Annotated in this window: 16 protein-coding genes; 14 read left to right on the plus strand and 2 right to left on the minus strand. The window is 31.5% G+C overall.

The genetic code is table 11. The annotated features are described in order from the left end of the window. The first annotated feature begins 261 nt into the window (after positions 1 to 261). The 13 genes from FP421_RS12170 (at position 262) to FP421_RS12230 (ending at position 21,989) form a co-directional block, all read left to right on the plus strand. On the plus strand, positions 262 to 3,429 hold the full coding sequence (locus FP421_RS12170; protein WP_159950983.1) for a glycoside hydrolase 5 family protein: 3,168 nt from the start codon (positions 262 to 264) through the stop codon (positions 3,427 to 3,429). Positions 3,430 to 3,440: 11 nt separating this feature from the next. Further along, the gene (locus FP421_RS12175) at positions 3,441 to 5,327 is read left to right on the plus strand and encodes an Ig-like domain-containing protein (RefSeq protein ID WP_201288842.1); all 1,887 of its coding nucleotides are present in this window, start codon (positions 3,441 to 3,443) and stop codon (positions 5,325 to 5,327) included. A 31-nt stretch (positions 5,328 to 5,358) separates the two neighbouring features. Further along, complete coding sequence (locus FP421_RS12180) at positions 5,359 to 6,204, plus strand: glycoside hydrolase family 16 protein (protein WP_159950985.1); 846 nt, start codon at positions 5,359 to 5,361, stop codon at positions 6,202 to 6,204. A gap of 80 nt (positions 6,205 to 6,284) precedes the next feature. Then, complete coding sequence (locus FP421_RS12185; RefSeq protein WP_159950987.1) at positions 6,285 to 9,743, plus strand: hypothetical protein; 3,459 nt, start codon at positions 6,285 to 6,287, stop codon at positions 9,741 to 9,743. A 9-nt stretch (positions 9,744 to 9,752) separates the two neighbouring features. Then, the gene (locus FP421_RS12190) at positions 9,753 to 11,570 is read left to right on the plus strand and encodes a glycoside hydrolase family 3 protein (RefSeq protein ID WP_159950989.1); all 1,818 of its coding nucleotides are present in this window, start codon (positions 9,753 to 9,755) and stop codon (positions 11,568 to 11,570) included. 33 nt (positions 11,571 to 11,603) lie between these two features. After that, positions 11,604 to 12,878, plus strand: a complete 1,275-nt coding sequence (locus FP421_RS12195) for a glycosyl hydrolase family 17 protein (RefSeq protein WP_159950991.1) — start codon at positions 11,604 to 11,606, stop codon at positions 12,876 to 12,878. 10 nt (positions 12,879 to 12,888) lie between these two features. Beyond that, entirely contained in the window at positions 12,889 to 14,379 is a 1,491-nt protein-coding gene (locus FP421_RS12200) for a glycoside hydrolase family 30 protein (protein WP_159950993.1), read from the plus strand. 21 nt (positions 14,380 to 14,400) lie between these two features. Next, complete coding sequence (locus FP421_RS12205; protein ID WP_159950995.1) at positions 14,401 to 15,960, plus strand: MFS transporter; 1,560 nt, start codon at positions 14,401 to 14,403, stop codon at positions 15,958 to 15,960. 18 nt (positions 15,961 to 15,978) lie between these two features. Then, on the plus strand, positions 15,979 to 16,887 hold the full coding sequence (locus tag FP421_RS12210) for a glycoside hydrolase family 17 protein (RefSeq protein WP_159950997.1): 909 nt from the start codon (positions 15,979 to 15,981) through the stop codon (positions 16,885 to 16,887). Positions 16,888 to 17,230: 343 nt separating this feature from the next. Further along, positions 17,231 to 18,529 (plus strand): T9SS type A sorting domain-containing protein, encoded by a 1,299-nt coding sequence (locus tag FP421_RS12215; RefSeq protein ID WP_159950999.1) that lies wholly within the window; start codon positions 17,231 to 17,233, stop codon positions 18,527 to 18,529. Positions 18,530 to 19,256: 727 nt separating this feature from the next. After that, positions 19,257 to 20,648 (plus strand): RtcB family protein, encoded by a 1,392-nt coding sequence (locus FP421_RS12220; RefSeq protein ID WP_159951001.1) that lies wholly within the window; start codon positions 19,257 to 19,259, stop codon positions 20,646 to 20,648. 2 nt (positions 20,649 to 20,650) lie between these two features. Further along, positions 20,651 to 21,343, plus strand: coding sequence for a peptide chain release factor H (prfH, locus tag FP421_RS12225; protein WP_159951003.1), 693 nt, complete (start codon positions 20,651 to 20,653; stop codon positions 21,341 to 21,343). Between the two features lie 88 nt (positions 21,344 to 21,431). Continuing rightward, positions 21,432 to 21,989: a tetratricopeptide repeat protein gene (locus FP421_RS12230; RefSeq protein WP_159951005.1), complete on the plus strand. Its 558-nt coding sequence runs from the start codon at positions 21,432 to 21,434 to the stop codon at positions 21,987 to 21,989. 33 nt (positions 21,990 to 22,022) lie between these two features. Here the strand turns inward: FP421_RS12230 and FP421_RS12235 are convergent, their stop codons facing one another. Together FP421_RS12235 and FP421_RS12240 are read right to left on the minus strand one after the other, a co-directional pair. Then, positions 22,023 to 22,673 carry a peptidoglycan-binding domain-containing protein gene (locus FP421_RS12235; protein WP_159951007.1) on the minus strand — a complete coding sequence of 217 codons (651 nt, stop codon included), beginning with the start codon at positions 22,671 to 22,673 and terminating at the stop codon, positions 22,023 to 22,025. 64 nt (positions 22,674 to 22,737) lie between these two features. Continuing rightward, the gene (locus FP421_RS12240; RefSeq protein WP_159951117.1) at positions 22,738 to 23,760 is read right to left on the minus strand and encodes a LacI family DNA-binding transcriptional regulator; all 1,023 of its coding nucleotides are present in this window, start codon (positions 23,758 to 23,760) and stop codon (positions 22,738 to 22,740) included. A gap of 152 nt (positions 23,761 to 23,912) precedes the next feature. Between FP421_RS12240 and FP421_RS12245 the strand changes: the two genes are divergently transcribed. Then, positions 23,913 to 24,959: a sugar kinase gene (locus FP421_RS12245; RefSeq protein WP_159951009.1), complete on the plus strand. Its 1,047-nt coding sequence runs from the start codon at positions 23,913 to 23,915 to the stop codon at positions 24,957 to 24,959. The last annotated feature ends 70 nt before the right edge of the window (positions 24,960 to 25,029 follow it).

Below are 25,029 nucleotides of genomic sequence, written 5' to 3' on the forward strand. Positions count from 1 at the left end.
TATACATTTCCTATACAGCAATAAAATTTGATGATTTAATATGTTAAAATTTAAAACAAAAATCCCTGTAATTGTTAAGAAAATGATTGTTTTTTATGATGTATGATTTTTGTAGAGGTGTTTTTTGTTTTATTAATAAAAAATAACCTGTAATTTTATATAATTCAAATAATCACTATAGTTTGATTTTGATTTTCTTAAAACTCAAAGACGTGAAAAGTTTTAAAATCAGCTACATTAAAAATTTAACATAATATAATTATGAGAAACAATTTACTAAGATTAATACTTGTCTTGTTTACCTTAAGTTTCTATGCTCAGAATGCTAAAGTTTCTGTTGTAAAAGATAATAAAGGGGCTAGATTAGAAGTGAATGGAAAACCATTTATGGTTAATGGTATAAATTGGGATTACGTTCCAATAGGTTATAATGTTTTAGATGCTAAGTTTTGGGAAAAACCAGATGATATTATCAAAGCAGGTCTTGATGGAGAAATGCCACTATGGCAAAATATGGGGGTAAATGCCATTAGAACATATATAGGTGTGCCACCCAAGTGGATTAAATATATGTATGAGAATTTTGGTATCTATACAATGATTAACCATCAGTTTGGTGCTTACGGACTTACATTAGATGGTGTTTGGTATCCGAAAACAAAATATGGTGATCCTAAGGTTCGTAAACATCTTATAGAAGAATCTGTTAAGATGGCAAATATGTATAAGGATACACCAGGTCTTTTACTGTTTATGTTGGGTAATGAAAACAATTATCACCTTACATGGGAAGGAGCTGAAACAGATGAAGGTATTGTGATAAACGATCAAGATGTGGCCAAAAGAGCAGAAGCTAGAGCCATGTATAAATTGTTCAATGATGCTGCAAAAGCGATGAAGGCGGTTGATAAAAATCATCCAATAGGAATATGTAATGGTGATTTATTGTATTTAGATATAGTTGCATCTGAATGTAAAGACTTAGATATCTATGGAACTAATATGTATCGTGGAGAATCTTTCTATGATGCCTTTGATAGGGTAGCAAAAGAGTTTGGTAAGCCAATTCTATTTACAGAATTTGGTTCTGATGCTTATAATGCTAGAGATAATAAAGAGGATCAGTTAATGCAAGCGCATTATATGGTTAGTAATTGGAAAGAAATATATGCAAATGCTTATGGTCTTGGTAAAGCTCAAAATTCTTTAGGTGGATTTACCTTTCAATCTAGTGATGGATGGTTTAAAGCAGGGTTTGATGAGAGAAAGAATGCAACAATTCATGACACAGAAGCTTCTTGGCCAAGTAATGGTTATAGTAGAGACCAAGCCAAAGAAGGAGATAAAAACATGAATGAGGAGTGGTTTGGTATCGCGGCTAAAGGTCCTACAGACATAAGAGGTTTGTATACGTTATATCCAAGAGCATCTTATTACGCACTTAAAGAAGCGCATCAGTTTAATCCTTTTACAAGTAATGTTACTGAATTTGAAAATCATTTCAAAAAAATCAACTTAATGGCTGCTGTTTTAAAGGCTAGAGGAGATAAGGCTGCAGTAGGAGGAACAGAAAAATTGTCTTTATCAAATTTAAGAGCAGAGTTTACTACATTCAATACAGGAGGTTCTTTACTAACAACCCCTGAAGTTTCAGATGGTACAGGTCAAACAATTCCAGATAGACAAGGTTTTGATCACATGCAATCTTATTTTATAGGAGTTCAAGGAAGACCTTCAAATAATATGAAGGCAGAAGTGAATTTTAACATCCTAGGAAATGTAGCTAGTAATCCAATTGACGATATTTTCTATGAAAATGTTGGTCGCCCAATTCAAGTAGATTCTCCAAACGGAATTGTAACACTTACAGATAATAATCGATTAAGAGTGTATAATGCTTCTTTTGAATGGAATGCAAAAGACTTTGATATGAGAGGTTTTTATAGAACTGGACATTATCACTGGGGATATGAAGGTGATTTCTTTGGATTGTACCCAGAAGCAAATTACGGACCTAACTTAGATATTTATAATGGTGAAATCTTAGGAATGGAAGTTGATGGTAAAGGAGCTTTAGCTGGTTTAAAAGCGGCATTCGGACCACAACTTTGGTGGGGAGCAAATCCAGCAGTATTATTAAAATATAATAGAAAAGTAGCAGGATTAGATTTTTCAGCAATTTATCATAAAGATATTGTAAATGGTAATGGTATTGATGAAAATGGGAACCGTATTTTAGATCCAGCTCAAGCTAGATCGGGTGTAATTCCTGCATTACCAACAGAAAGAGCAACAATTGCTTTTGAAAAAAAAGGAACGCATTTTGGATGGACATTAGGAGCAATATGGGCAGGTAGACCTTTAAATGGTAGAGTGTATCAAGATATTAATGCTAATGGTCAAGTTGTTAATGATAGAGTTCAAGCTAAAGATAATTGGGGAGGAAAAGCTAAAATTACTTACTCTAATGGTGGTTTTAACTGGTATGCTCAAGGTTCTGTAAAAGGTTTAGTAGCAAATGGTGGTGTAGATCCAACATTAACTTTCACGGGTTGGAGATTAAAAGATTCTGGTAGCGGAAATATGAGTAATTTCTTAACAGGTATAGCTTATAATTTTGGAGGTAAATTTCAAATAGCCCCTAACTTTTTATATCAACAGCCGCTAGTAGATCCTATGCCAAATGGTGTAGGGGCTCCAGGGCGTCTAAGAAACTGGGTAGATGACCCATTTTCTGTAAGAGGAGGTAATAGAGAAACTACGGCAGGTGAAATCTTATTTACTTTCGATCCAACACCTGCAACTTATATGTATCAGTGGGATAATGATAAAGCTGAAGACGCAAAATTTGCCTTCAATTTAGGTTTTGTATTTCGTCATTTACCAACTACACAAGATGCTGCAATTGGTTTCTTAGCAGATCGTTCGTTTTTTGCATTTTCTAAATCAGCACCAGCACAAGATTTGTGGGAAGTCCATTCAAGAATGGTATCTAAAGTACATACAGATTTAGGTTTGGTAGCAAATCTTTACTATGGTACTGCTCAAGCTAATGGTGATAGTGAAAGAACTATCTACAGAGGAGGAGCAGATTTAAGAATGATATTTAATAAAATGAAAGTAACTGCAATGGCTAAGTTTAACGATTGGGGGCCTTTCGATTATCATAGAGATTTTAACCTAACATTTCCAACACAATTAATGTTAGATATTTCAACATCTTTAGGTAAACCAGATTGGTTTATTTTACCAGACACAAAAGTAGGATTAAGAGGTACTTGGCGTTCTTTAAATGAGTTTTCACCAAGATATTCGCCAAATGCAACTTCGAGTGCTTTTGCAACGCAACCAACACTAAGTCCTGTAGGTTTTCCTAACGGATCAGAATGGGAGATTAGAACATATATTCATATCAATATTGGAAAATAAATAGAAAGAAGATGAAAACAAAAAAATATATATATACAAAAATCACATTCTTTTTAGGATTGATTTTACTCACAGCTTCAAGTTGTGATAGAGAAATTTCTGATGAAGCAGTCTTAGCAACTTTTTCTTCAACAGCAGATGTATTTATAGATTCACCTGTAGGTTTAGGTAGCAACTTTTACTTTCCTTATGGTGGTTCAAAACCAACTGCTTGGTCTGTAGATGAAAAGGAAGCTTATGAAGGTACAGCATCAATGCGTTTTGATGTACCAAATGGAGATGATCCAAATGGTAATTTTGCAGGGGCAATCTTTAGAATTGATGGTGCAGGAAGAGATTTAAGTAACTATGATGCACTAACATTTTGGGTCAAAGCATCTCAAGGAGTAACTATTGGTGAATTTGGTTTTGGAGAAGATTTTTTAGAAAACAAATATGTAGCTACAATTCAAAATACCTCTGTAGGTACCTCATGGCAAAAAGTTATCATTCCTATTCCTGATGCTTCTAGACTAACTCAAGAAAGAGGATTGTTTAGGTATTCAGCTGGGACACAGGGAACAAATGGTTCTGGTTATACTTTTTGGGTAGATGAATTAAAATTCGAAAAATTAGGAACAATAGCGCAACCAAGACCACAAATAATAGATGGTACTGAAAAATCAGAACAAACTTTTATTGGAGGGGTAATAACTCTTGATGGATTAAATCAAATATTTAACTTAGGTGATGGTACTGAACAAAAAGTTACTGTAGCTCCAAATTATTTTAATTTCACTTCTTCAAGTCCTTCTGTTGCAACAGTTGATGAGAAAGGTAAGATAACAGTTACAGGAGCAGGAACTACAGACATTACTGCACAATTAAATGGATTAGATGCTCAAGGTAAATATACTTTAGAATCTTTAGGAGACTTTACACCAGCACCAACTCCAACTCAAAATGCTGCCAATGTGATATCTGTATTTAGTGATGCTTACACAAATATAGCAGTAGATCATTATAACGGTTATTGGGGAGGATCAACCACACAAGGTCAAAATGATATTAACATCAATGGAAATGAAATTATCAACTATAAAGCTTTAAATTATGTAGGGGTAGAATTTCATATAAATGTACCAACAGTAAATGCATCTTCTATGACCAATTTTCATATAGATATTCAGGTTCAAGAAGATATAGGTCCAGGAGATTTTATTAGAATAGGATTACAAGATATTGGTGCAGATGATACTTTTGGTGGAGGAGATGATTCTAATGGAAGTATTAGTATTGGTGGATCAAATTTAACAAAGGGCAGTTGGGTAAGTTTCGATTTTAAATTATCAGACTTTAATGGATTGGCTAACAAAGCTAACCTAGGTCAAATTGTTTTAGTTACAGATGCTACAATACAAGATGTATTAGTAGATAACATGTATTTCTATGAAATTCCAACAGCACCATCTGTGGCAGCACCAACACCAACACTCCCTGCTTCAGATGTGATTTCTATTTTTAGTGATGCTTATACAAATGTTGCTGGTACAAATCTAAATCCAGGTTGGGGACAAGCAACAGTAGTAACTCAAGAAACGATTGCTGGAAATAACACACTTAAATATACAGGTTTAAATTATCAAGGTATAGAAATTGGTTCAGCTCAAGATGTTACTGGGATGACACACCTTCACATAGACTATTTTACCACAAATTCTACATCGTTAAATGCTTTTTTAATAAGTACAGGTCCTGTAGAAAAAGCAAAAGCTTTAGCAGTACCAACAAATTCAGGTTGGGTAAGCTTAGAAATTCCATTAGCAGATTTCTCTCCAGTAAATCTAGCAGATATAATTCAAATGAAATTTGATGGAAATGGAACTATATTTTTAGATAATATATATTTCCATAAATAGAAGATAGATCTTAAAACTTAAAACAAAAAAAATGAATTTTATTAATAAAAATAAATCAAAACTTCGTTTGTCAATATTCGCATTTGCAATAATACTTTTTTCAAACTGCGAAAACGGCGAAACTCAAACTGTTACCACAAAATCTGAATTAGTTTGGGCAGACGAATTTGAAACTGATGGAGCACCAGATAGCAATAAATGGACTTTTGATATTGGAGATGGTACTGCTCAAGGCATCCCTGGATGGGGTAATAATGAATTACAATATTATTCAGATCGTCCAGAAAACATAGTTGTTAAAAACGGTATGTTGCATATTACTGCTAACAGAGAAACTTTTATGGGATCTAATTATACTTCAGCTAAAATTTTAACCAAAGGTTTGTATGGAACTAAATATGGAAGATTTGAAGCTCGTATTAAATTGCCTTGGGGTAAAGGTTTATGGCCAGCATTTTGGATGTTAGGAGATGACTCTAATGGTACAGTTACTTGGCCAAATATTGGTGAAATAGACATTATGGAATACAGAGGTCAACAACCAACAATTACGCATGGTAGTGTTCACGGTCCTGGATATTCAGGAGCAACACCAATAACAAAAAGTTACGAATTAACAAATGATAGATTTGATACTGATTTCCATATTTTCGGAATAGAATGGGGAGAAAACTACATTAATTATTATGTAGATGATGTACTTTATAATCAAATTACACCAGCAGATTTGCCAGAAGGTGCAAATTGGGTATTTAACAGCAACCAATTTTATATAATCTTAAATATGGCTGTTGGTGGTAACTTCTTAGAAAACCCAGGTTCAAATACTGTTTTTCCACAAACAATGATTGTAGATTACGTAAGAGTATACAAATAGAACAAAAATTAAATATTACAAATTAAAAATAAAAACATTGTTTTTCATGTCTTTTGATGTGTTTTAAGTATGATTTTATAATGACCAAGAATACTATTTATTTAGGTAAAAATATAGCAGAAAACGCTGCTTTAAAGGTAAAAGGAGAATTAGTAAACTTTGATAACGAAGTTTATTACAAAATCTCGAATAGTAATAAAATGAGACCCTTTTTTATGAGTCTTGTTAGTAACGCCAATCACTGGATGTTTATTTCTAGTAATGGAGGTTTAACTGCAGGTAGAAAAGATGCAGAAAATTCATTATTTCCTTATTATACAGATGATAAAATAACAGAATCTGCAGATGTAACAGGTAGTAAAACAATACTACAAGTTCATAAGGATGATAAAACTTTTCTTTGGGAACCTTTTTCTGACAAATACGAAGGCGTTTATCAAATAAAAAGAAACCTTTACAAAAACAGTTATGGTAACAAAGTTGTTTTCGAAGAAGTTAATGAAGATTTAGGATTAACTTATAGATATCATTGGAATACTTCAAATGAATATGGTTTTATTAGAAAATCAAACTTAATTAACAATACAAATGATAAGGTTGATGTAACTATTTTAGATGGGGTCCAAAATATTTTGCCTTATGGAGTTACTTCAGCAATTCAGGGTATACGTAGTAATTTAGTTGATGCTTATAAAAAATGTGAGTTAGAAACAGATTCAGGAATTGGTATTTATGCCTTAAGTGCAATTATTGTAGATAAAGCAGAACCAAGCGAAGCTCTAAAATCAAATTTAGTTTGGTCTTTAGGTGTTAAAAACCCAAAATACTTAATTTCTTCAAGACAATTAGACGCTTTTAGACATGGTGAAGAAATTCATCAAGAAGTAGATGTAAAAGCAGAAAAAGGAGCTTATTTTACCATTCAAGATTTGTCTTTACAAGCAAATTCAGAAGAATCTTGGAGTTTAATTGCCAACGTTAATCAAGATTTAGGTGATTATCATCGTTTGGCAAAACTAATTAAAAATGAATCTAATTTATCAACCTTACTTCAAAAAAGTATAGACGAAGGTACAGAGCATTTAGTAGAATTAGTAGCTGCTTCTGATGGTTTAGAATTAGGTGAAGTTCAATTAAGAAATACACGTCATTTTGCAAATACACTTTTTAACATTATGAGAGGTGGTATTTTTGATGATGGATATAAAATTGAAAAACAAGATTTTAAAAAATACTTAAAAAGTGCAAATCAGCAAGTATTTAAAAATCAACAAGAAATTATCCATAAATTTCCAGAAGAATTTACGGTAGATTATTTAAAAAACACAGCAAAGACTAATGAAGATAAAGATTTTAAAAGACTGTGTTTTGAGTATTTGCCTTTAAAATTTAGTCGTAGACATGGAGATCCAAGTAGACCATGGAACCGTTTTTCAATAAACACACAAAGTGAGATTGATGGTTCTAAAATATTAGATTACGAAGGAAACTGGAGAGATATTTTTCAGAATTGGGAAGCATTAGCACATTCATATCCAGAGTTTATAGAAGGTATGATTCATAAGTTTTTAAACGCTTCTACTTTTGATGGTTACAATCCTTACAGAGTTACCAAAGGTGGTTTTGATTGGGAAACCATAGAACCAGATGACCCTTGGTCTTACATTGGTTATTGGGGAGATCATCAAACAATTTACTTATTAAAATTCTTAGAGTTTATAGAAAATTATTATCCAGGTAGACTATCAGAAAACTTTACAGAACCTGTTTTTGTGTATGCAAATGTGCCTTATAAAATTAAAAGTTATCAAGAAACATTACAAAACCCAAAAGATACAATAGATTTTGACCAAAAAGCGCATCATAAAATAGATAAATTAAGAGCACAGATTGGTGCAGATGGTGCTTTGTTAAGAGATGCAAATGATTCCATTTATAGAGTAAACATGATGGAGAAATTATTAGCAACACTATTAGCAAAAGTTTCTAACTTTATTCCAGAAGGTGGTATTTGGATGAATACACAAAGACCAGAATGGAATGATGCCAACAACGCTTTGGTTGGTAATGGAGTTTCTATGGTCACGCTTTATTATTTACATCGTTTTATTACATTTTTTGAAAAAGTGGTATCAAATTCTGATAGTAAAGAATACACTATTTCTAATGAATTGGTAACTTTTTTCAACAAAGTTGTGACATCATTAAAAGATAATGAAAGCATTTTATCTAAAAACATTTCTAATGCAGATCGTAAAAAAGTTTTAGATGGTGTTGGTGAAGCAGGAAGTGAATACAGATTAAAAATTTACGCAGAAGGCTTTCAAAATAAAAAATCGCCTATTTCTAAAAAAGAATTGGTAGACTTTTTTAACATCACCAAAAAATATACATCACAAACCATTGATGCCAATAAGCGCAAAGACAATTTATATCATTCTTATAATTTAATGACAGTAGAAAATGATAAAGAAGTATCAATTTCTTACTTATCTGAAATGTTAGAAGGGCAAGTTGCAGTCTTAAGTTCTGTTAGCTTATCTCCAAGAGAAGCTTTAGCTGTTTTAGATGGATTAAAAGCAAGTGCCTTGTTTAGATCAGACCAATACAGCTATATTTTATATCCTAATAAAGATTTAGGAAGATTTATTGATAAAAACAATATACCAGAAACAGCTGTAAAAAAATCGAAATTATTGCAACAATTACTAGTAGAAGGCAACAATCAAATTGTAGAAAAAGATGTTGCTGGAAACTATCATTTTAATGGAAACTTTAACAATGCTAATGCTTTAAAAATAGGATTGGAAAGTTTACCAGAAAAATACCATTCTTTAGCAAATAAAGAAGAGCAGTTGTTGTTGGCAGTTTATGAAGAAATGTTCGATCATAAATCGTTTACAGGAAGATCAGGAACATTCTTTGGTTACGAAGGTTTAGGTTCTATTTATTGGCACATGGTTTCTAAACTGTTATTGGCAGTTCAAGAAAACTGCTGGTTGGCAGTAAATAGTAACGAAAGTGAAGAAGTTATTGGTAGATTATTAGAACACTATTACGAAATTTTCGAAGGAATTGGCGTGCATAAATCGCCAGAATTATATGGTGCTTTTCCAACAGATCCATATTCTCACACACCAGCAACAAAAGGAGCTCAACAACCAGGCATGACAGGTCAAGTAAAAGAAGATGTACTTTCTAGAATGGGCGAATTAGGTGTTTTTGTAAAAAATGGAGAGGTAACTTTTAATCCAAGATTATTAAGGGAAGAAGAGTTTTTAAAAGCGACTAAAAACTTTGAATATGTAAATATAGAACATAATAAAAAAACGATAGTTCTCGAATCTGATACTTTGGCATTCACATATTGTCAGGTACCTATAATTTATAAATTATCAGATGAAAACAAGTTAAAAGTATTTTATGTAGGAGGAAAAAGTTTTGAAGTAAATAGTTTAAAGTTAGATAAAAATAACAGTGATAAATTATTTAAAAGAACAGGAGAAATAAAGAAAATTATAGTTTTTGTTAAAAAATAAAAAGTAATAATGTCTAGTAGTTTTCATAAATGTCAAATTTTTATTCCTTTAATTTTTACAGTAATAGGCTGTAAAAACACCTCAAATTCAAAGGTCGATAAAGGTATTGTTATTGAGAAAAAAGTCGATTCTCTCCTAAAGCTAATGACTTTAGAAGAGAAAATCGGTCAAATGACTCAGGTAAGACATTTTTGGGATATTTCTAAGGATGATGTAGCTACAAAGTTTATTGGTTCTGTAATTCATACGCAAGGTATAAATCCAGGAGAAACAGCAAAAGAGTGGCAACAAAAATTCATTAAATTACAAAAGCAGGCATTATCTACTAGATTAGGAATTCCATTGTTATTTGGTGTAGACGCAGTTCATGGTCAGAACACTTATAATGGAGCAACAATTTTCCCTCATAATATTGGTTTAGGAGCAGCAGCTAATGAAGAATTGGTTGAAAAGGCAGCTAGAATTACGGCTATAGAAGCACAAGCAACAGGATTTAACTGGGTTTTTTCACCTTGTATAGCTATTCCTTTTAATGAGAAATGGGGTAGAGTATATGAAGCTTTTTCAGAAAGTACTGAGCTAACAGAAAGGTTAACAAAAGCTTCTGTTAGAGGTCACCAAGGTAATCTATCTGCTGCAAATACTGTAATAGCAACTGCTAAACATTTTATAGGTGATGGTGCTACAGATTACGGAATAGAGGGAGGAGAAACTTCTTTAAATGCGCAACAAATAGAAGAAAAGCTTTTGGCACCTTATAAAGCAGCTGTCAAAGAAGATATTGGTGCAGTTATGGCATCATTCAATACAGTTACAGGTACTTCAATGCATGCTCATAAAGAGTTAATTACAGATGCTTTAAAAATTGGAATGAATTTTAAAGGAATTGTGGTTTCTGATTGGAAAGGCTATTCCAGGTTTGGAGGTAATAACATCATTAACGCAGGTGTAGATATGGTCATGGCTGTTGATGGTGATCTAGATGATTTTCAATCTGAAGTTTTAAAAGGTGTTGAAGATGGTTCTGTTCAGTTATCAAGAATTGATGATGCTGTTAGAAGAATTTTAAGGCAGAAATTTAAATTAGGATTGTTTGAAAATCCTTTTCCGGATGCAACTTTAATCACAAAAATTGGTAGTCCTGATCATAGAAAAGTAGCAAAACAAGCTGTAAGAGAATCTTTAGTTTTATTGAAAAATGAGAACAAAATTTTACCAATAAATAAAGCAACTCAAAAAATTGTTGTGGTAGGTGAACACGCAGATAACTCTGGATTACAATCTGGAGGTTGGACTGTAAATTGGCAGGGAACAAAAGAAAATTATAAAGGTGCTACAACAATTCTAAAGGGTATTAAAAAGCAATCAAAAGGAAAAGTTATTTATGACAAAAATGCTACTGGAAATCATTTTGATGCTGATTTAGCAATTATTGTAGTTGGTGAAAATCCTTATGCAGAATTCTTTGGGGATATTGGTCATGAGTCTAATCAATTAGAATTAACACTTACAAAAGAACATCAAGATTATATTAAAAATTATCAAGAAAAAGGAGTTAAAACGGTTGTGGTTTTAATATCAGGAAGACCTTTAGTCGTTGCAGATCAGATTAATAAATCAGATGCATTTATAGCAGCATGGTTGCCAGGTTCTGAAGGTGATGGAGTTGCAGAAGTTTTATTTGGAGACCATAATTTCTCCGGAAAATTACCTCATTCATGGCCAAAATCAGTAGAAGATTTTAACAATAAATATGGTCCTAATTTTTGGGATAATAGTATAGAGCCATTATATCCATTAGGTTTTGGCTTAACATATGAAAAATAAAACAGGTTAGAATTAATAATAAATTAGAAGCGTATGAAATCAATCTTAAAAATCACAACAACAATTTTAATTTTTGCTATTGGTTTCTCATGTAACTCTAAAAAAGAAGAGATTAAAGTAAAAAAAACAAAAATGACGGCTAAACAAATTTTAGGAAACCCAGACTATTTGGCAATTTCCTATGGAGGTTACAGAGAAAAATCAAGAGAGATGCAACCCACAATTCCTCAGCTCAAAGAAGATATGAAACTTCTTTCAGCAATGGGAATTAAAATATTAAGAACATATAATGTTCAACCAAAGTTACCTCATGCTGCAAACATTTTAAAAGCAATTAGAGAGTTAAAAGATGAAAATCCAGACTTTGAAATGTATGTAATGTTAGGGGCTTGGATAGATTGTTTAAATGCTTGGACAGATAAAGAACCAGATCATAATGTTGAAAGTCCACAAAATGCTGGGGAAATTGCAAGAGCAGTTGCTTTAGCTAATAAATATCCAGATATCGTAAAAGTAATTGCGGTTGGTAATGAAGCTATGGTAAAATGGGCAACTAGCTATTATGTTCAGCCTTCTGTAATTTTAAAATGGGTAAATCATCTACAAGATTTAAAACAAAAAGGAAAACTATCTAAAGATTTATGGATTACAAGTTCAGACGATTTTTCTTCTTGGGGTGGAGGTGATGAAAGCTATAGAGTTAAAGATTTAGAAGATCTAATTAAGGCAGTAGATTATGTCTCTATGCATACTTATCCATATCATTATTCGCATTATGCTAATGAGTTTTGGAAAGTACCAGACAGTGAACAGCATTTATCTGACAAAGAAAAAATAGACAATGCAATGTTACGTGCTTTAAAAAAATCACAACAGCTTTATAAAGATGTTTCTGATTATGTAAAGAGTATAGATTCAACCAAAACAATTCATATAGGAGAAACTGGTTGGGCATCAAAATCTAGTGGTCATTATGGAGTAAATGGCTCTAGAGCAACAGACGAATATAAACAAGGTTTGTATTATAAACATTTACGAGAATGGACAAATACATCAGGAATTTCTTGTTTCTATTTTGAAGCTTTTGATGAACAATGGAAAGATGCTCAAAATCCTTTAGGCTCAGAAAATCACTTTGGACTGATAAACTTAAAAGGAGAAGCTAAATATCCTATTTGGGATTTGGTAGATGAGGGCATTTTTAATGGATTAACTAGAAATGGAAAATCAATAACTAAAACATTTAATGGTGATAAAATTGAATTGATGAAAACGGTTTTGGTACCAAATACAGAGTATCCAAGATAAAATATATCAAATGAAAACAAATTATTTTACATATCTATTTCTTTTATTGATGATACTAAGTTGTGACCAAAAAGTAGAAACATTAGTTGTTGATGTATATGAAACTTCAGCAGCTGGTAATAAATTAACTAAGATTTCAAATTTTGTTGATGCTAAAAATGCTTCAATAATTACAATAAATCCAGATTCAACTTTTCAAACCATTACTGGTTTTGGAGGAGCTTTTACAGAATCATCAGCTTATTTGTTAAATAAATTAAGTAAAAAAAATCGTGACTCGATAATTCATGCTTATTTTTCAAAAGATGGAGCAAATTATTCTTTGACAAGATCTCATATGAACTCTTGCGATTTTTCCTTATCTCAATATTCTTATGCTCCTGTAGCAGATGACATGGAGCTAAAACACTTTACAATAGAAGAAGATAAAGACGATTTAATTCCGTTTATAAAAGACGCAATGAATGCATCAGAAGATGGGTTCAAAATCTTTGGTTCTCCTTGGACAGCAGCTCCTTGGATGAAAGACAATAATGAATGGGTTGGAGGAAAATTATTGCCAAAGTATTATGATACATGGGCACTTTTCTTTTCTAAATATGTAGAAGCTTACAAAAAAGAAGGCATAGATATTTGGGGTTTCACAGTAGAAAATGAACCTCTTGGAAATGGTAACAATTGGGAAAGTATGCATTATACTCCTGATGAAATGACCAACTTCGTTCAAAATCATTTAGGTCCAAAATTAAGAAATGATTATCCAGATATTAAAATCTTAGGATACGATCAGAATAGAGAACACTTAAAAGAATGGGTAAATTCTCAATTTAAAAATGAAGAAACTTCAAAATATTTTGATGGAACAGCAATTCACTGGTATGCAAGTACATTCGAAATATTCCCAGAAGAACTGCAATATGCGCATCATAAAGCACCCAACAAATACTTAATTCAATCAGAAGCCTGTATCGATGCCCAAGTTCCTGTTTGGAAAGACGATGCTTGGTATTGGAAAAAAGAAGCTACAGACTGGGGATTTACTTGGGCACCAGAAAAAGACAAACACTTACATCCCAAATACTCACCAGTAAATAGGTATGCTAGAGACATTATTGGTTGCTTAAACAATTATGTAGATGGTTGGGTAGACTGGAATATGATTTTAGATAAACAAGGAGGTCCAAATTGGTTTAAGAATTGGTGTATTGCTCCAGTTATTGTAGACCCAGACAATGATGAAATCTACTTTACACCATTGTTTTATACTATGACACATTTTAGTAAATATATTAGACCAGAAGCAAAAGTAATTGCTGTAGATAAATCTGATAAAGATTTACAAGTTACAGCTGCACAAAACCCAGATGGTTCAATAGCAGTTGTAGTTTTTAACCAAGGAAAAACAAAAAAGAGTTTCAAATTACAAATAGATAAAAAACAAAAAATAATAAATATAGATGCTCAAGCTTTACAGACCATAGTGCTTGAAGTTACTAAATAATAACTACTAATTAACTAAATTATGTCAAATACAACATCAAGAGGAAAAGTTCCAATGGGGCAAAAGGCAGCTTTCGGAGCAGGTCATTTTATATTGAATATTTTACCAGGAACATTAGGTGTATTTATTCAATTCTTTTTATTAACAGCTTGGGGAGTTGATCCATTATGGGCAGGTCTTTTAGGAGGTTTGCCAAGAATCTTTGATTCTATTACAGATCCTATTATGGGATTTATTTCAGACAATACAAAATCTAGATGGGGTAGAAGAAGACCCTATATTTTTATAGGAGCAATTATAAGTGGAATTCTCTTCTTTTTAATGTGGCAGATAGATGATAATGCATCACAGACGTATATTATATGGCATGTGATGATTCTTCAACTACTATTTTTAATAGGTAATACAATGTTTGCTACACCTTTAGTTGGTTTGGGGTACGAGATGACTTCTGATTATAATGAACGTACACGATTAATGGCTTTTTCAAATACTATGGGGCAAATTGCGTGGATGATTGTACCATGGTTGTACGTAATTATTCCAGATACAGAAACATTTAACACGCAAACAGAAGGTGTAAGAACTATGGCTCTTATTGTTGGAGCAATGTGTATCATTTTTGGAATATTACCTGCGATATTCAATAAAGGGATTGATTCGGCTAATATGGAGAATCGTAAAGAAATATCTTTTAAATCTTTAGCGAGTAATATGATAGATTTATGGGCAGGAATCAAACAAGTTTCTAAAAACAAGCCTTTTATGAAATTATGTGGAGCAACATTTTTGGTTTTCAACGGGTTTCAATTAGTTGCCGCTTTTGGGGTGTTTATTATTGTGTTTTACATGTACAATGGTAGCTATGAATTGGCAGGTACTTGGCCAGCGTGGTTTAATACCATTAATGCAATTATTACTGCATTTATTGTAATACCTATTATATCTAAAATGGCTAGTAAATGGGGTAAAAGAAAAGCATTTATTATTTCTACAGCTTTATCAATTTTAGGTTACATCTTAAAATGGTGGGGATTTGATAAAGAGTTAAATAGTCAATTTGGTCAAACAGAATTAGGAAAGAGTTTAAACTCAGGCGTTAGTTCTATTTTCGAATTTTTAAATCCTGCTCTTGATTCTGTAGGAATGTCATGGTTTAGTATAGACCCAGGAAGTGAAGTTCCTTGGTTAGTATTCTTGCCAATTCCATTTTTTGCTTTTGGTATGGGAGGACTTTTTACATTGATGATGTCAATGACTGCGGATGTATGTGATTTAGATGAATTAGAAAACGGAATGCCAAGAAAAGAAGGAACTTTTGGAGCTATCTATTGGTTAATGGTTAAAATTGGTCAATCTATTGCATTGGTTTTAGGTGGTGTAATTTTAAGTATTGTTGGTTTTGATCCTAACGTAACTGAGCAATCTGCTCAAACAATGACTAACCTTAGAATTGCAGATATTATTGTACCATCATTAACTGCAGCTTTAGCAATTTGGGTAATGTGGAAATACAGCTTAAATGAAAAAAGAGCAAAAGAAATTAAAGAACAGTTAGTAAAGCGAAGAGGAGAATTATAAATTTAATACAGATATAAAATGTCATATAGAGAAGGTCATCATTATTCTTTAAATTTTAAAGAAGGACAAGAAGATTCAGGAGTAGATTTTAGTGATTATACACTAGAAGAACTAAAAAAACTTTGGCGAACAACGTTAGATCAAGGTATGCATGGAATCTGTTTTAGCATGTATGAAGATGGTCAAGAACCTGGAGATACAATTACAGAAGAACAAGTAGAAAGAAGAATAAAAATATTAAAGCCATATACAAAATGGATTCGTTCGTTTTCTTGTATAGAAGGTAATGAACACATACCAAGAATCGCAAAAAAGCACGGTTTAAAAACAATGGTTGGTGCTTGGTTGGGTGACGATCCAGAAAAAAATGAACAAGAAATAGAAGCTCTAATAAAATTAGCTAAAGAGGGTTGTGTAGATATTGCAGCAGTTGGTAATGAAGTTCTGTATAGAAATGATTTAACATTAGATGAGTTGTTGGTTTTTATAAAAAGAGTTAAAGCAGCAATACCAAATGTAACTGTTGGTTATGTTGATGCTTATTATGAATTTTCATCACATCCAGAATTGGTAGAAGTTAGTGATGTAATCTTATCAAATTGTTATCCGTTTTGGGAAGGTTGCCCAATTGAACACTCTTTAGCTCATATGCAAAGAATGTATGGACAAGCAACAGATGCTGCTCAAGGTAAAAAAGTAATCATTACAGAAACAGGATGGCCAAGTCAAGGAGGTTCTGAAGGATCTGCTGATTCAACAGATGAAAATACCATGAAGTATTTTATAAACACTCAAGTATGGTCTACAAAAGATAATGTTGAGGTGTTTTATTTTTCTTCTTTTGATGAATCATGGAAAGTTGGAGCTGAAGGAGATGTTGGAGCATATTGGGGTTTATGGGACAAAAAAGAAAAACTAAAATTTTAAAATATCTTATTATAAATATATTTTATCAATCCTTTAAATATTAGTTATTTAAAGGATTTTTTTGGTTTGTAACTATACATCGAATTTTAAGAACTTAACAACACTTTAATTACCTATACATTACCTATACAAAGTTATTTTTATTAATATATTTTATTTTATTTTATTTTATTTTATTTTACTTTTTTTCAATGTAAAGTATTACTCTCACTACAATGGTCTAATATGTTAAATGTTAAATTAATCATTTTTAGGTTTTTGTATGTTTTTTGTTGAGGTAGTAAATGGTAAAATTAAACATATAAAAGTTAATATTGTATATAACAATTTAAATATATACATTATGAAAAAAATTACATTATTATTTGCCCTTTTGATAACATCAATTGGGTTTTCACAAACTTACGATTTACTAGAATCATTTAATGGTACTGGATTAGAAGGTACTTTTGGTGGTACAACTGCAGTTTATGATGCTGATCCAACAGATGCCAATACTCAAGCAATCAAAATAACAAGTGATGGTTCAGGTACGGTTTGGCAAGGTGTAAATGTTGTTTTAACAAGCAATTATACTTTAACAACTGCAACTCAGTTAACAATGCAATTAGATGTTTACTCAACTACAGCAATTACAATTGCACCTAAAGCACAAGGAGGTGTTGCTGGGGCTCCAGATTCAGTTACTTCTGTAAACCATACTGGATCAGGTTGGGAAACTTTAACATTCACATTTGACCAAAGCTTGGATGGTAAAGGACCAGCCAATGGTGATTATGGTGATTTTGCACTGCATATCAATTGGGATACTGGTGCTAACGCTTATGGTACTCCAGATGGTAGAGTTTTTTATATAAAAAACCTTAAAGGTTTAAGTACTACTCCTGCAGCAAACCCAGAGCCAACAGATGCTCCAACTACACCACCAACATTTGCAGCAAATGATGTTATTTCTATATATAGTGAAGCATATACAGCAGCAGCTACTATAACTAATGTTTCTTGGGACGATTCACTTTTTGAAGAAGTTACCATAGCTGGTAATAAAGTTTTAAAAGTTACTGGTTCTAATTTTTTAGGAATGAATCTTGATACTTATTTAGATGCAACTGATATGACACATTTACACATGGATTATTGGATTGCTATTGATTATCAACCTGGTCAAGTTTTAAATCCTAAATTATCTAACCATGCAGCTCAAAGTGGAGAAACTAGTGCTATAGATATTAGTAACCCTATCAATAGTCAAGACGAAATTAAAAATTGGCAATCAAAAGATTTTGCTTTAAATGGAGATAGAGGTTCAATTAAAGAATTTTTAATTACCCAAGCTGGTTTTGCAGGCGTTTATTATGTTGATAACATTTATTTCTATAAAGAAGGTACTGCTAGTACAGAAAATAATAAAGCTCTTGGTTTTGCAATGTATCCAAACCCAGCTAGTAATCAATTAACCATTTCTGCAAGAGAAAACATTTCTAATGCTGATGTTTTTAATGTATTGGGTAGAAAGGTAAAATCATTTGCAATTAATAGTGCAAAGAAAACATTAGATATTTCTGATTTAAGTGCTGGTATTTACTTAGTTAAATATGAATCTGCAGGTAAAACAGGAACCGCTAAATTTATAAAACAATAAAGTTATTGGGGATGACTTACATTGTAAAACGCTCAAATTTATTTGAGCGTTTTTTTATATCCAAAGAAATTTTGCATATTTGTAACTTAATAACAAAAGAAATAATTAAATTTTAATTGATGAATATATATAAACTACATAAAAATGGGCGCAATTTGCAACTTTTAAAGTCTATGTTCTAGATTAAAAATTATATATAAAACTGTAAAAACGTCCAAAAAATTATTTTTGGACGTTTTTTTTTAAACTTTTTTCAAATTTTAATTAATGATTACAAATCGTGTAAACCTTAAACACATATCACAAAATCAAAGGGTTAACTAAAAGCTCTTAATCTGCTAAATAGCGGACAGGAATCCTATTACTACAGATAAGTGTAAAAACATGATAATCAGTAAATTAAACTATTTTTTATTTGTGTATTTCAAAAATCTGTTTTAGGTTTGCATCGCAATAAAGCATTAAAATAATATTAAAAACGAAGTAAAATGTTCAATTATCAATTCAACAAAAACACGCAAAGAGAACTAGGTTCTTTTTATTGTTTACTTCGAGACTTTCATAAATAGCAGTTTAAAACTACATAAATGAAAAGTCCGAAGTTGTAAAATTTCGGACTTTTTTGTGTGGTTTATATTTCCTATAAAATTTTCCGAGAAAAAATTTAAGAAAAGGAATCAACCTAAAAGTTGAGTTCCATAGAAAAATACATCTCAAAATTAAAATCATGGGAAATAAATTAAAAGGTAAAGACCTAATAAAATTAGGTTTTCCAAAGAACAATAGTATCAACATTGCTTTAGGGCAAATTAGCAGATACAGAAAAAAAGAAAAGAAAGAGCGCATTTTAGAGGAAGCTAAAGAAGTGCTTTTATCACCAGAAAAATTTCAAGGAAATGCCATTTGGGGTAAAGTTGCAGAAGGTTTAGTAAAACCAGTGGAAGTAAAACTACATCAGTTAAGAAACACAAGAGCTCCTTTTTCTATTTATGGAGAAAACGAAATTGATGAACAAGCAAAGTTTCAATTGTATGATGCTTTAAAATTACCAATTGCTGTACAAGGCGCTTTAATGCCTGATGCACATTATGGTTATGGTTTGCCAATAGGTGGGGTTTTAGCCACAGATAATGCAGTAATTCCTTATGGAGTAGGTGTTGATATAGGTTGTAGAATGTGTTTAACAATTTATGAAATTCCAGTTTCTTTTTTAAAAGGAAAACAACATCAATATGAAAATATTTTGAAAAATCATACAAAGTTTGGAATGCGAGAAACGCATGATAAAAAACAAGATCACGAAATATTTTATAGAGATGAGTTTACAGAAATTCCGTTGATAAAACGCTTAAAAGATAAAGCGTACAAACAATTAGGGACTTCTGGAGGAGGAAATCATTTTGTAGAATTTGGTAGTGTTTCTATCTCTGATAGTAATAATGAATTCGGATTAAAAATGGACGAGTATATAGGTGTTTTATCACATAGTGGTTCACGTGGTTTAGGTGCAAATATTGCAAAAACTTACACCTATTTGGCCACAAAACAATGCCATTTACCTAAAAATGTTCAGCATTTAGCTTGGTTAGATATGAACACACATGATGGACAAGAATATTGGAAAGCGATGAATTTAGCAGGAGATTATGCAAAAGCATGTCATGACAATATTCACGATAGAATTGCCAAAGAATTAGGTGTTAAACCAATTGTAAAAATTGAGAACCATCACAATTTTGCATGGAAAGAAACCGTAAATGGAAAGGAGTGTATTGTACACAGAAAAGGTGCAACTCCAGCTCAAAAAAATACGTTAGGAATCATTCCAGGGTCTATGACAGCTCCAGGTTATATTGTTCGTGGTTTAGGAACTCTAGAGAGTTTACAATCTGCTTCACATGGAGCAGGTAGAAAACATTCTCGTAAAAAGTGCAAAGAAAAGTTCACAAAAAGTGATGTAAAACATCAGCTAAAAATGAATGATGTAACACTAATTGGAGGTGGAATTGATGAAGCACCTATGGCGTATAAAAACATCAAAAAAGTCATGGCTAATCAACAAGAATTGGTGGAGGTTTTAGGAACTTTTATGCCAAAAATTGTAAAAATGGACAAATAAAAATGGAAACAAAAACAATACAAATATCGGCAGGAAAAGGACCTATAGAATGTGAATATGTGGTCGCAAAAGTGCTAAGGATATTCCTCAAAGAATTTTGTTACAATAAGATTGAATATACAATTCTCAATAGAGAAAAAGGGTTAGAAAATGGCACTATACAATCTGTTCGCGTTCAAATCAAAGGTAATTATCTTGCTGATATTTTAAAACCGTGGTTGGGTACTATTCAGTGGATAGGAACATCAACCTTTAGAAAGTATCACAAACGTAAAAACTGGTTTATTGGTTGTTTTGAAATCGAGAATTCATCAGCTATATCTATAAATGAAAATGAAATTCACTTTCAAGCGATAAGAAGTTCTGGTGCAGGAGGACAACATGTTAATAAAGTAAGTTCAGCTATTAGGGCAAAACACACCAAAACAGGATTACAAGTGCTAGTGATGGATAGCAGGTCTCAACATCAGAATAAAAAAATAGCCATAAAACGTTTGCAAGAAAAAGTTGCTGAATTTAATGTTCATCAACTCAAAGAGCAAATAAAAAATGAATGGGAAAATCATCAACAATTAGAAAGAGGAAACCCTGTACGAGTTTTTAAAGGGAGCGATTTTAAATCAGTTAAAAATAACAAATCATTTAAAGCGAAGAGAAATCAATTAAAGAATGATTTAAGAACGCAATTAGAATAGAAGAGTCATATCAAACAAAAGTGATGTAATCTGTAACTCAAAAATGAGATTGCTTCATTCTATTTGCAATGACAAAAAAATAAACAAAATGGTAACAAAAAATAATAATTATGTATTCAAAGCATTAGATGCTTACCCATACGAATTAGAGAATTGTGTAGAAGCATTAAATTATGCTTTGTCTTATAATGAAAATGATGAAATGGCATTGAGTTTAATGGGGAGAGTTTATGCTGAAATTTTAACAAATTATGAAGAAGGAATCATTTGTTATAAATTAGTTTTAGCAGAAAATATAAATAATTTAGAAGTTCAACCTCATTATATAAATGCATTATTATGGAATGAAAATTATAAGGAAGCAGAAGAGTTTATCAAGTATGCTTTAACTGTAAAAGGTTCTGATAAAGCAATGTTGTATCTAAAAAAAGCCAATTTATATGAACACAAAAAAGAGTATTCTAAAGCAATTGATGTTTTAAAATTAGCACATATAAATGCTTTTAATAATGAATTTATTGAATATCTTAAAAGTGAAAAAGAAAGAATAAAAACTAAAAGTTTTATAAAAGATGATTCAGTAAAAGAGAAAGAAACTGAAGTTACAAACAAAAAAATAAAAAGAAAATTTGGTTTCTTGTTTTAAAAAGAGATGTTGATTTTTTATCAACATCTTTTTTTATTTAAACAAAGCATCTAATGTTAACACATCTAAAAAGCCATCTGCAAAAAGGTTGTTCTTTTCTTCAAATATTTTAATAGCATTAAGAGTTTCAATTTTATAAAGACCATCAACTTTAATATCCAGACCATTAGCAACTAATCTTTTCTGAACTTCATAAATTAAAGCGCTTTTTTGTCCGTATATCATTTTTTCATTAGCATTAAACATACTCTTAATTTTATCGACTTCTTGTCTATGTTGGTACGCTTTTAAATCAGTCCCTGTTTCTTCTAAAAATTGAATTTCTTTATTTGATAATCCACTTTGTTTTAGAGAAGCAGATTTCTCTAATTTAACCTCATAATATTTAATTATAGCTAATTTATCAACATATTTAGCAACAGCAATTTTAGTCTCTTCATCATCATATTCAGGAGTTCTAACATCAATATCATGTACAGTCCATTGCATCATTACAAAACTGTTTAAATCTTCAATAGCTTTATGGTAATTGAGTACCAATTCTTGATTGTAATATTCTAAATCTAATTTTTTCTCAGTTTTGTAATCTACTTTAGGAGAATTATATCTTTTGTATTGTTGATACTTCCCAAAACCAATTATGAATGCAATAATTAGTAATAAGAGAATAATTAACTGTTTCATAAGTAGAAATTTGATTGAGTCTTAAACAAAAATAGGTAAATCTTTCTAAAAAAGAAATGAATGCTTAATTCTTATTAGATGAATCTCTAATCTTCAACTCAACATCTAAAATATTCTTAGTCAAGGTTTGTTTTACAATATCCTTTTTTGCATGTTTTAAAAAGGTATAAGCTGCTTGTTTACCAATTTCTTCACTGTGTTGTTCTATACTAGAAATAGTAGGGGTAACCATAGCAGTAAAAGGCTCATTGCCAAAACCAACCAAAGCAATATCTTCAGGGATTCTAACTTTTTGCTCTTTTAATATCCTTTGAGCTCCAAGAACAGCGTAATCTCCAGCTACATACACTGCGTCAGGTCTATTTTTTAAAGAAAGCAATTGCAACATTTTAGCTTTACCATCTTTAATGGTTAAATTACCTTCTAAAAGTAATTCTTCATCTAAAGGTAGATTGTACTTTTTTAGAGCATCTAGATAACCACGAATTCTATTATTGTAGATACGAGTGTGTTTATAACCTCCAATATGTGCAATTCGTTTACACCCTTGTTGTACCAAATGCTTAACTATTAAATGACTACTATTATAGTCATCAATACCAATATAATCTACATTTAAGTCATTTTCACCTCTGTCAAACAATATTAAAGGAATTCCTTTAGCTTTTACTTTTTCATAATGACTCAAATCTACGGTTTCATTTGCCATAGAAGCAATTATTCCGTCTACTTGTGTGTATAATAAAGCATCAATATTATTACATTCCTTTTGATAAGACTCATTAGATTGAGTAATGATAATATTATAGCCCTCTTTGTTGAGAACCTCTTCTATATTTTGAATTATTGATGAGAAGAAATTACTATTTGTTCTGGGTACAATAACACCAACCAATTTACTTTTCCCACTTCTTAGAGCACTAGCCAAATGATTTGGCTGATAATTTAAGTTTTTTGCAACCTGTCTTACTGCTTTTTTTGTCTTTTCACTTATGCGAGAATCATCATGTAAAGCTTTAGAAACAGCAGCAGGAGAAATGTTTAGAACATTAGCTATATCTTTTATAGTAGTTTTCTTTTTGATAATAATTATTTTTTTATACCTTTGCTTAATCGTTAAAGCAAATATATAGCGATATTTTTAGATAATCAAAACAATAGTTATAATATCTGAGGTTTTGATTTTATTTTAAAAGGTTGCTTAAACGTTTAACCAATTAACTATAATTTAAATTTAAAATGGCAAAAGTAGTAACATTTGGAGAGATCATGTTAAGATTAGCTCCTCAAGGATTTTTAAGATTTTCTCAAGCAAATAGTTTTGATGCTATTTACGGTGGAGGAGAATCTAACGTAGCAGTATCATTAGCAAATTACGGAGTAGATGTAGATTTTGTAACTCGTTTACCTAAAAATGATATTGGTGAGTGTGCAATGATGGAAATGCGTAAAAGAGGTGTTGGAGTTGATAAAATTGTTTGGGGTGGTGATCGTTTAGGAATCTACTTTTTAGAAACAGGTGCAGTATCTAGAGGTTCTAAAGTTGTGTATGACAGAGCACATTCTGCTATTGCAGAAATTGAATCTGGAATGATAGATTGGGATGCTGTTTTTGATGGATGTGAATGGTTTCACTGGACAGGTATTACACCAGCAATTTCTCAAGGTTCTGCAGATGTATGTTTAGAAGCTGTTAAAGCTGCTAGTGAAAGAGGAATTACGATTTCAACAGATTTAAATTATAGAGCAAAATTATGGAAATACTGTGATGCAGCTCATAGAGAAGCTGTAATGACAGAATTGACATCTTATTGTGATATTGTTTTAGGTAACGAAGAAGATGCAGAAATGCATTTCGGAATCAAACCAGAAGGAATTACAGTACAAACTCAAGGGCATGATGTTAAAGCAGAAGCTTTCTTATCTGTTTGTGAGCAAATGATGGACAAATTCCCAAGAGCTAAAAAAGTAATTACAACATTAAGAGGTTCTATCTCTGCATCTCATAATACTTGGGCTGGAGTTTTATTTGATGGAAAAACATTATTTCAAACGCGTCAATACCAAATTACAGATATCGTAGATAGAGTAGGTGGTGGAGATTCATTTATGGGAGGTTTAATTTACGGATTATTAAAATATCCAGAAGATGATCAAAATGCATTAGATTTTGCAGTAGCAGCTTCTTGTTTAAAACACACCATTAAAGGTGATGCAAACTTGGTAACAGTTAGCGAAGTAGAAAAATTAATGGGTGGTGACGCATCTGGGCGTGTAGCGCGTTAAGAAGTTTTAATTGTTGAACTTTGTAATTGTGTAAACATTACGTAGCGAAACAATTACACGATTAAACAAA

Origin of the sequence: Polaribacter septentrionalilitoris, from assembly GCF_009832745.1 — a bacterium.
GTDB lineage: Bacteria > Bacteroidota > Bacteroidia > Flavobacteriales > Flavobacteriaceae > Polaribacter > Polaribacter septentrionalilitoris.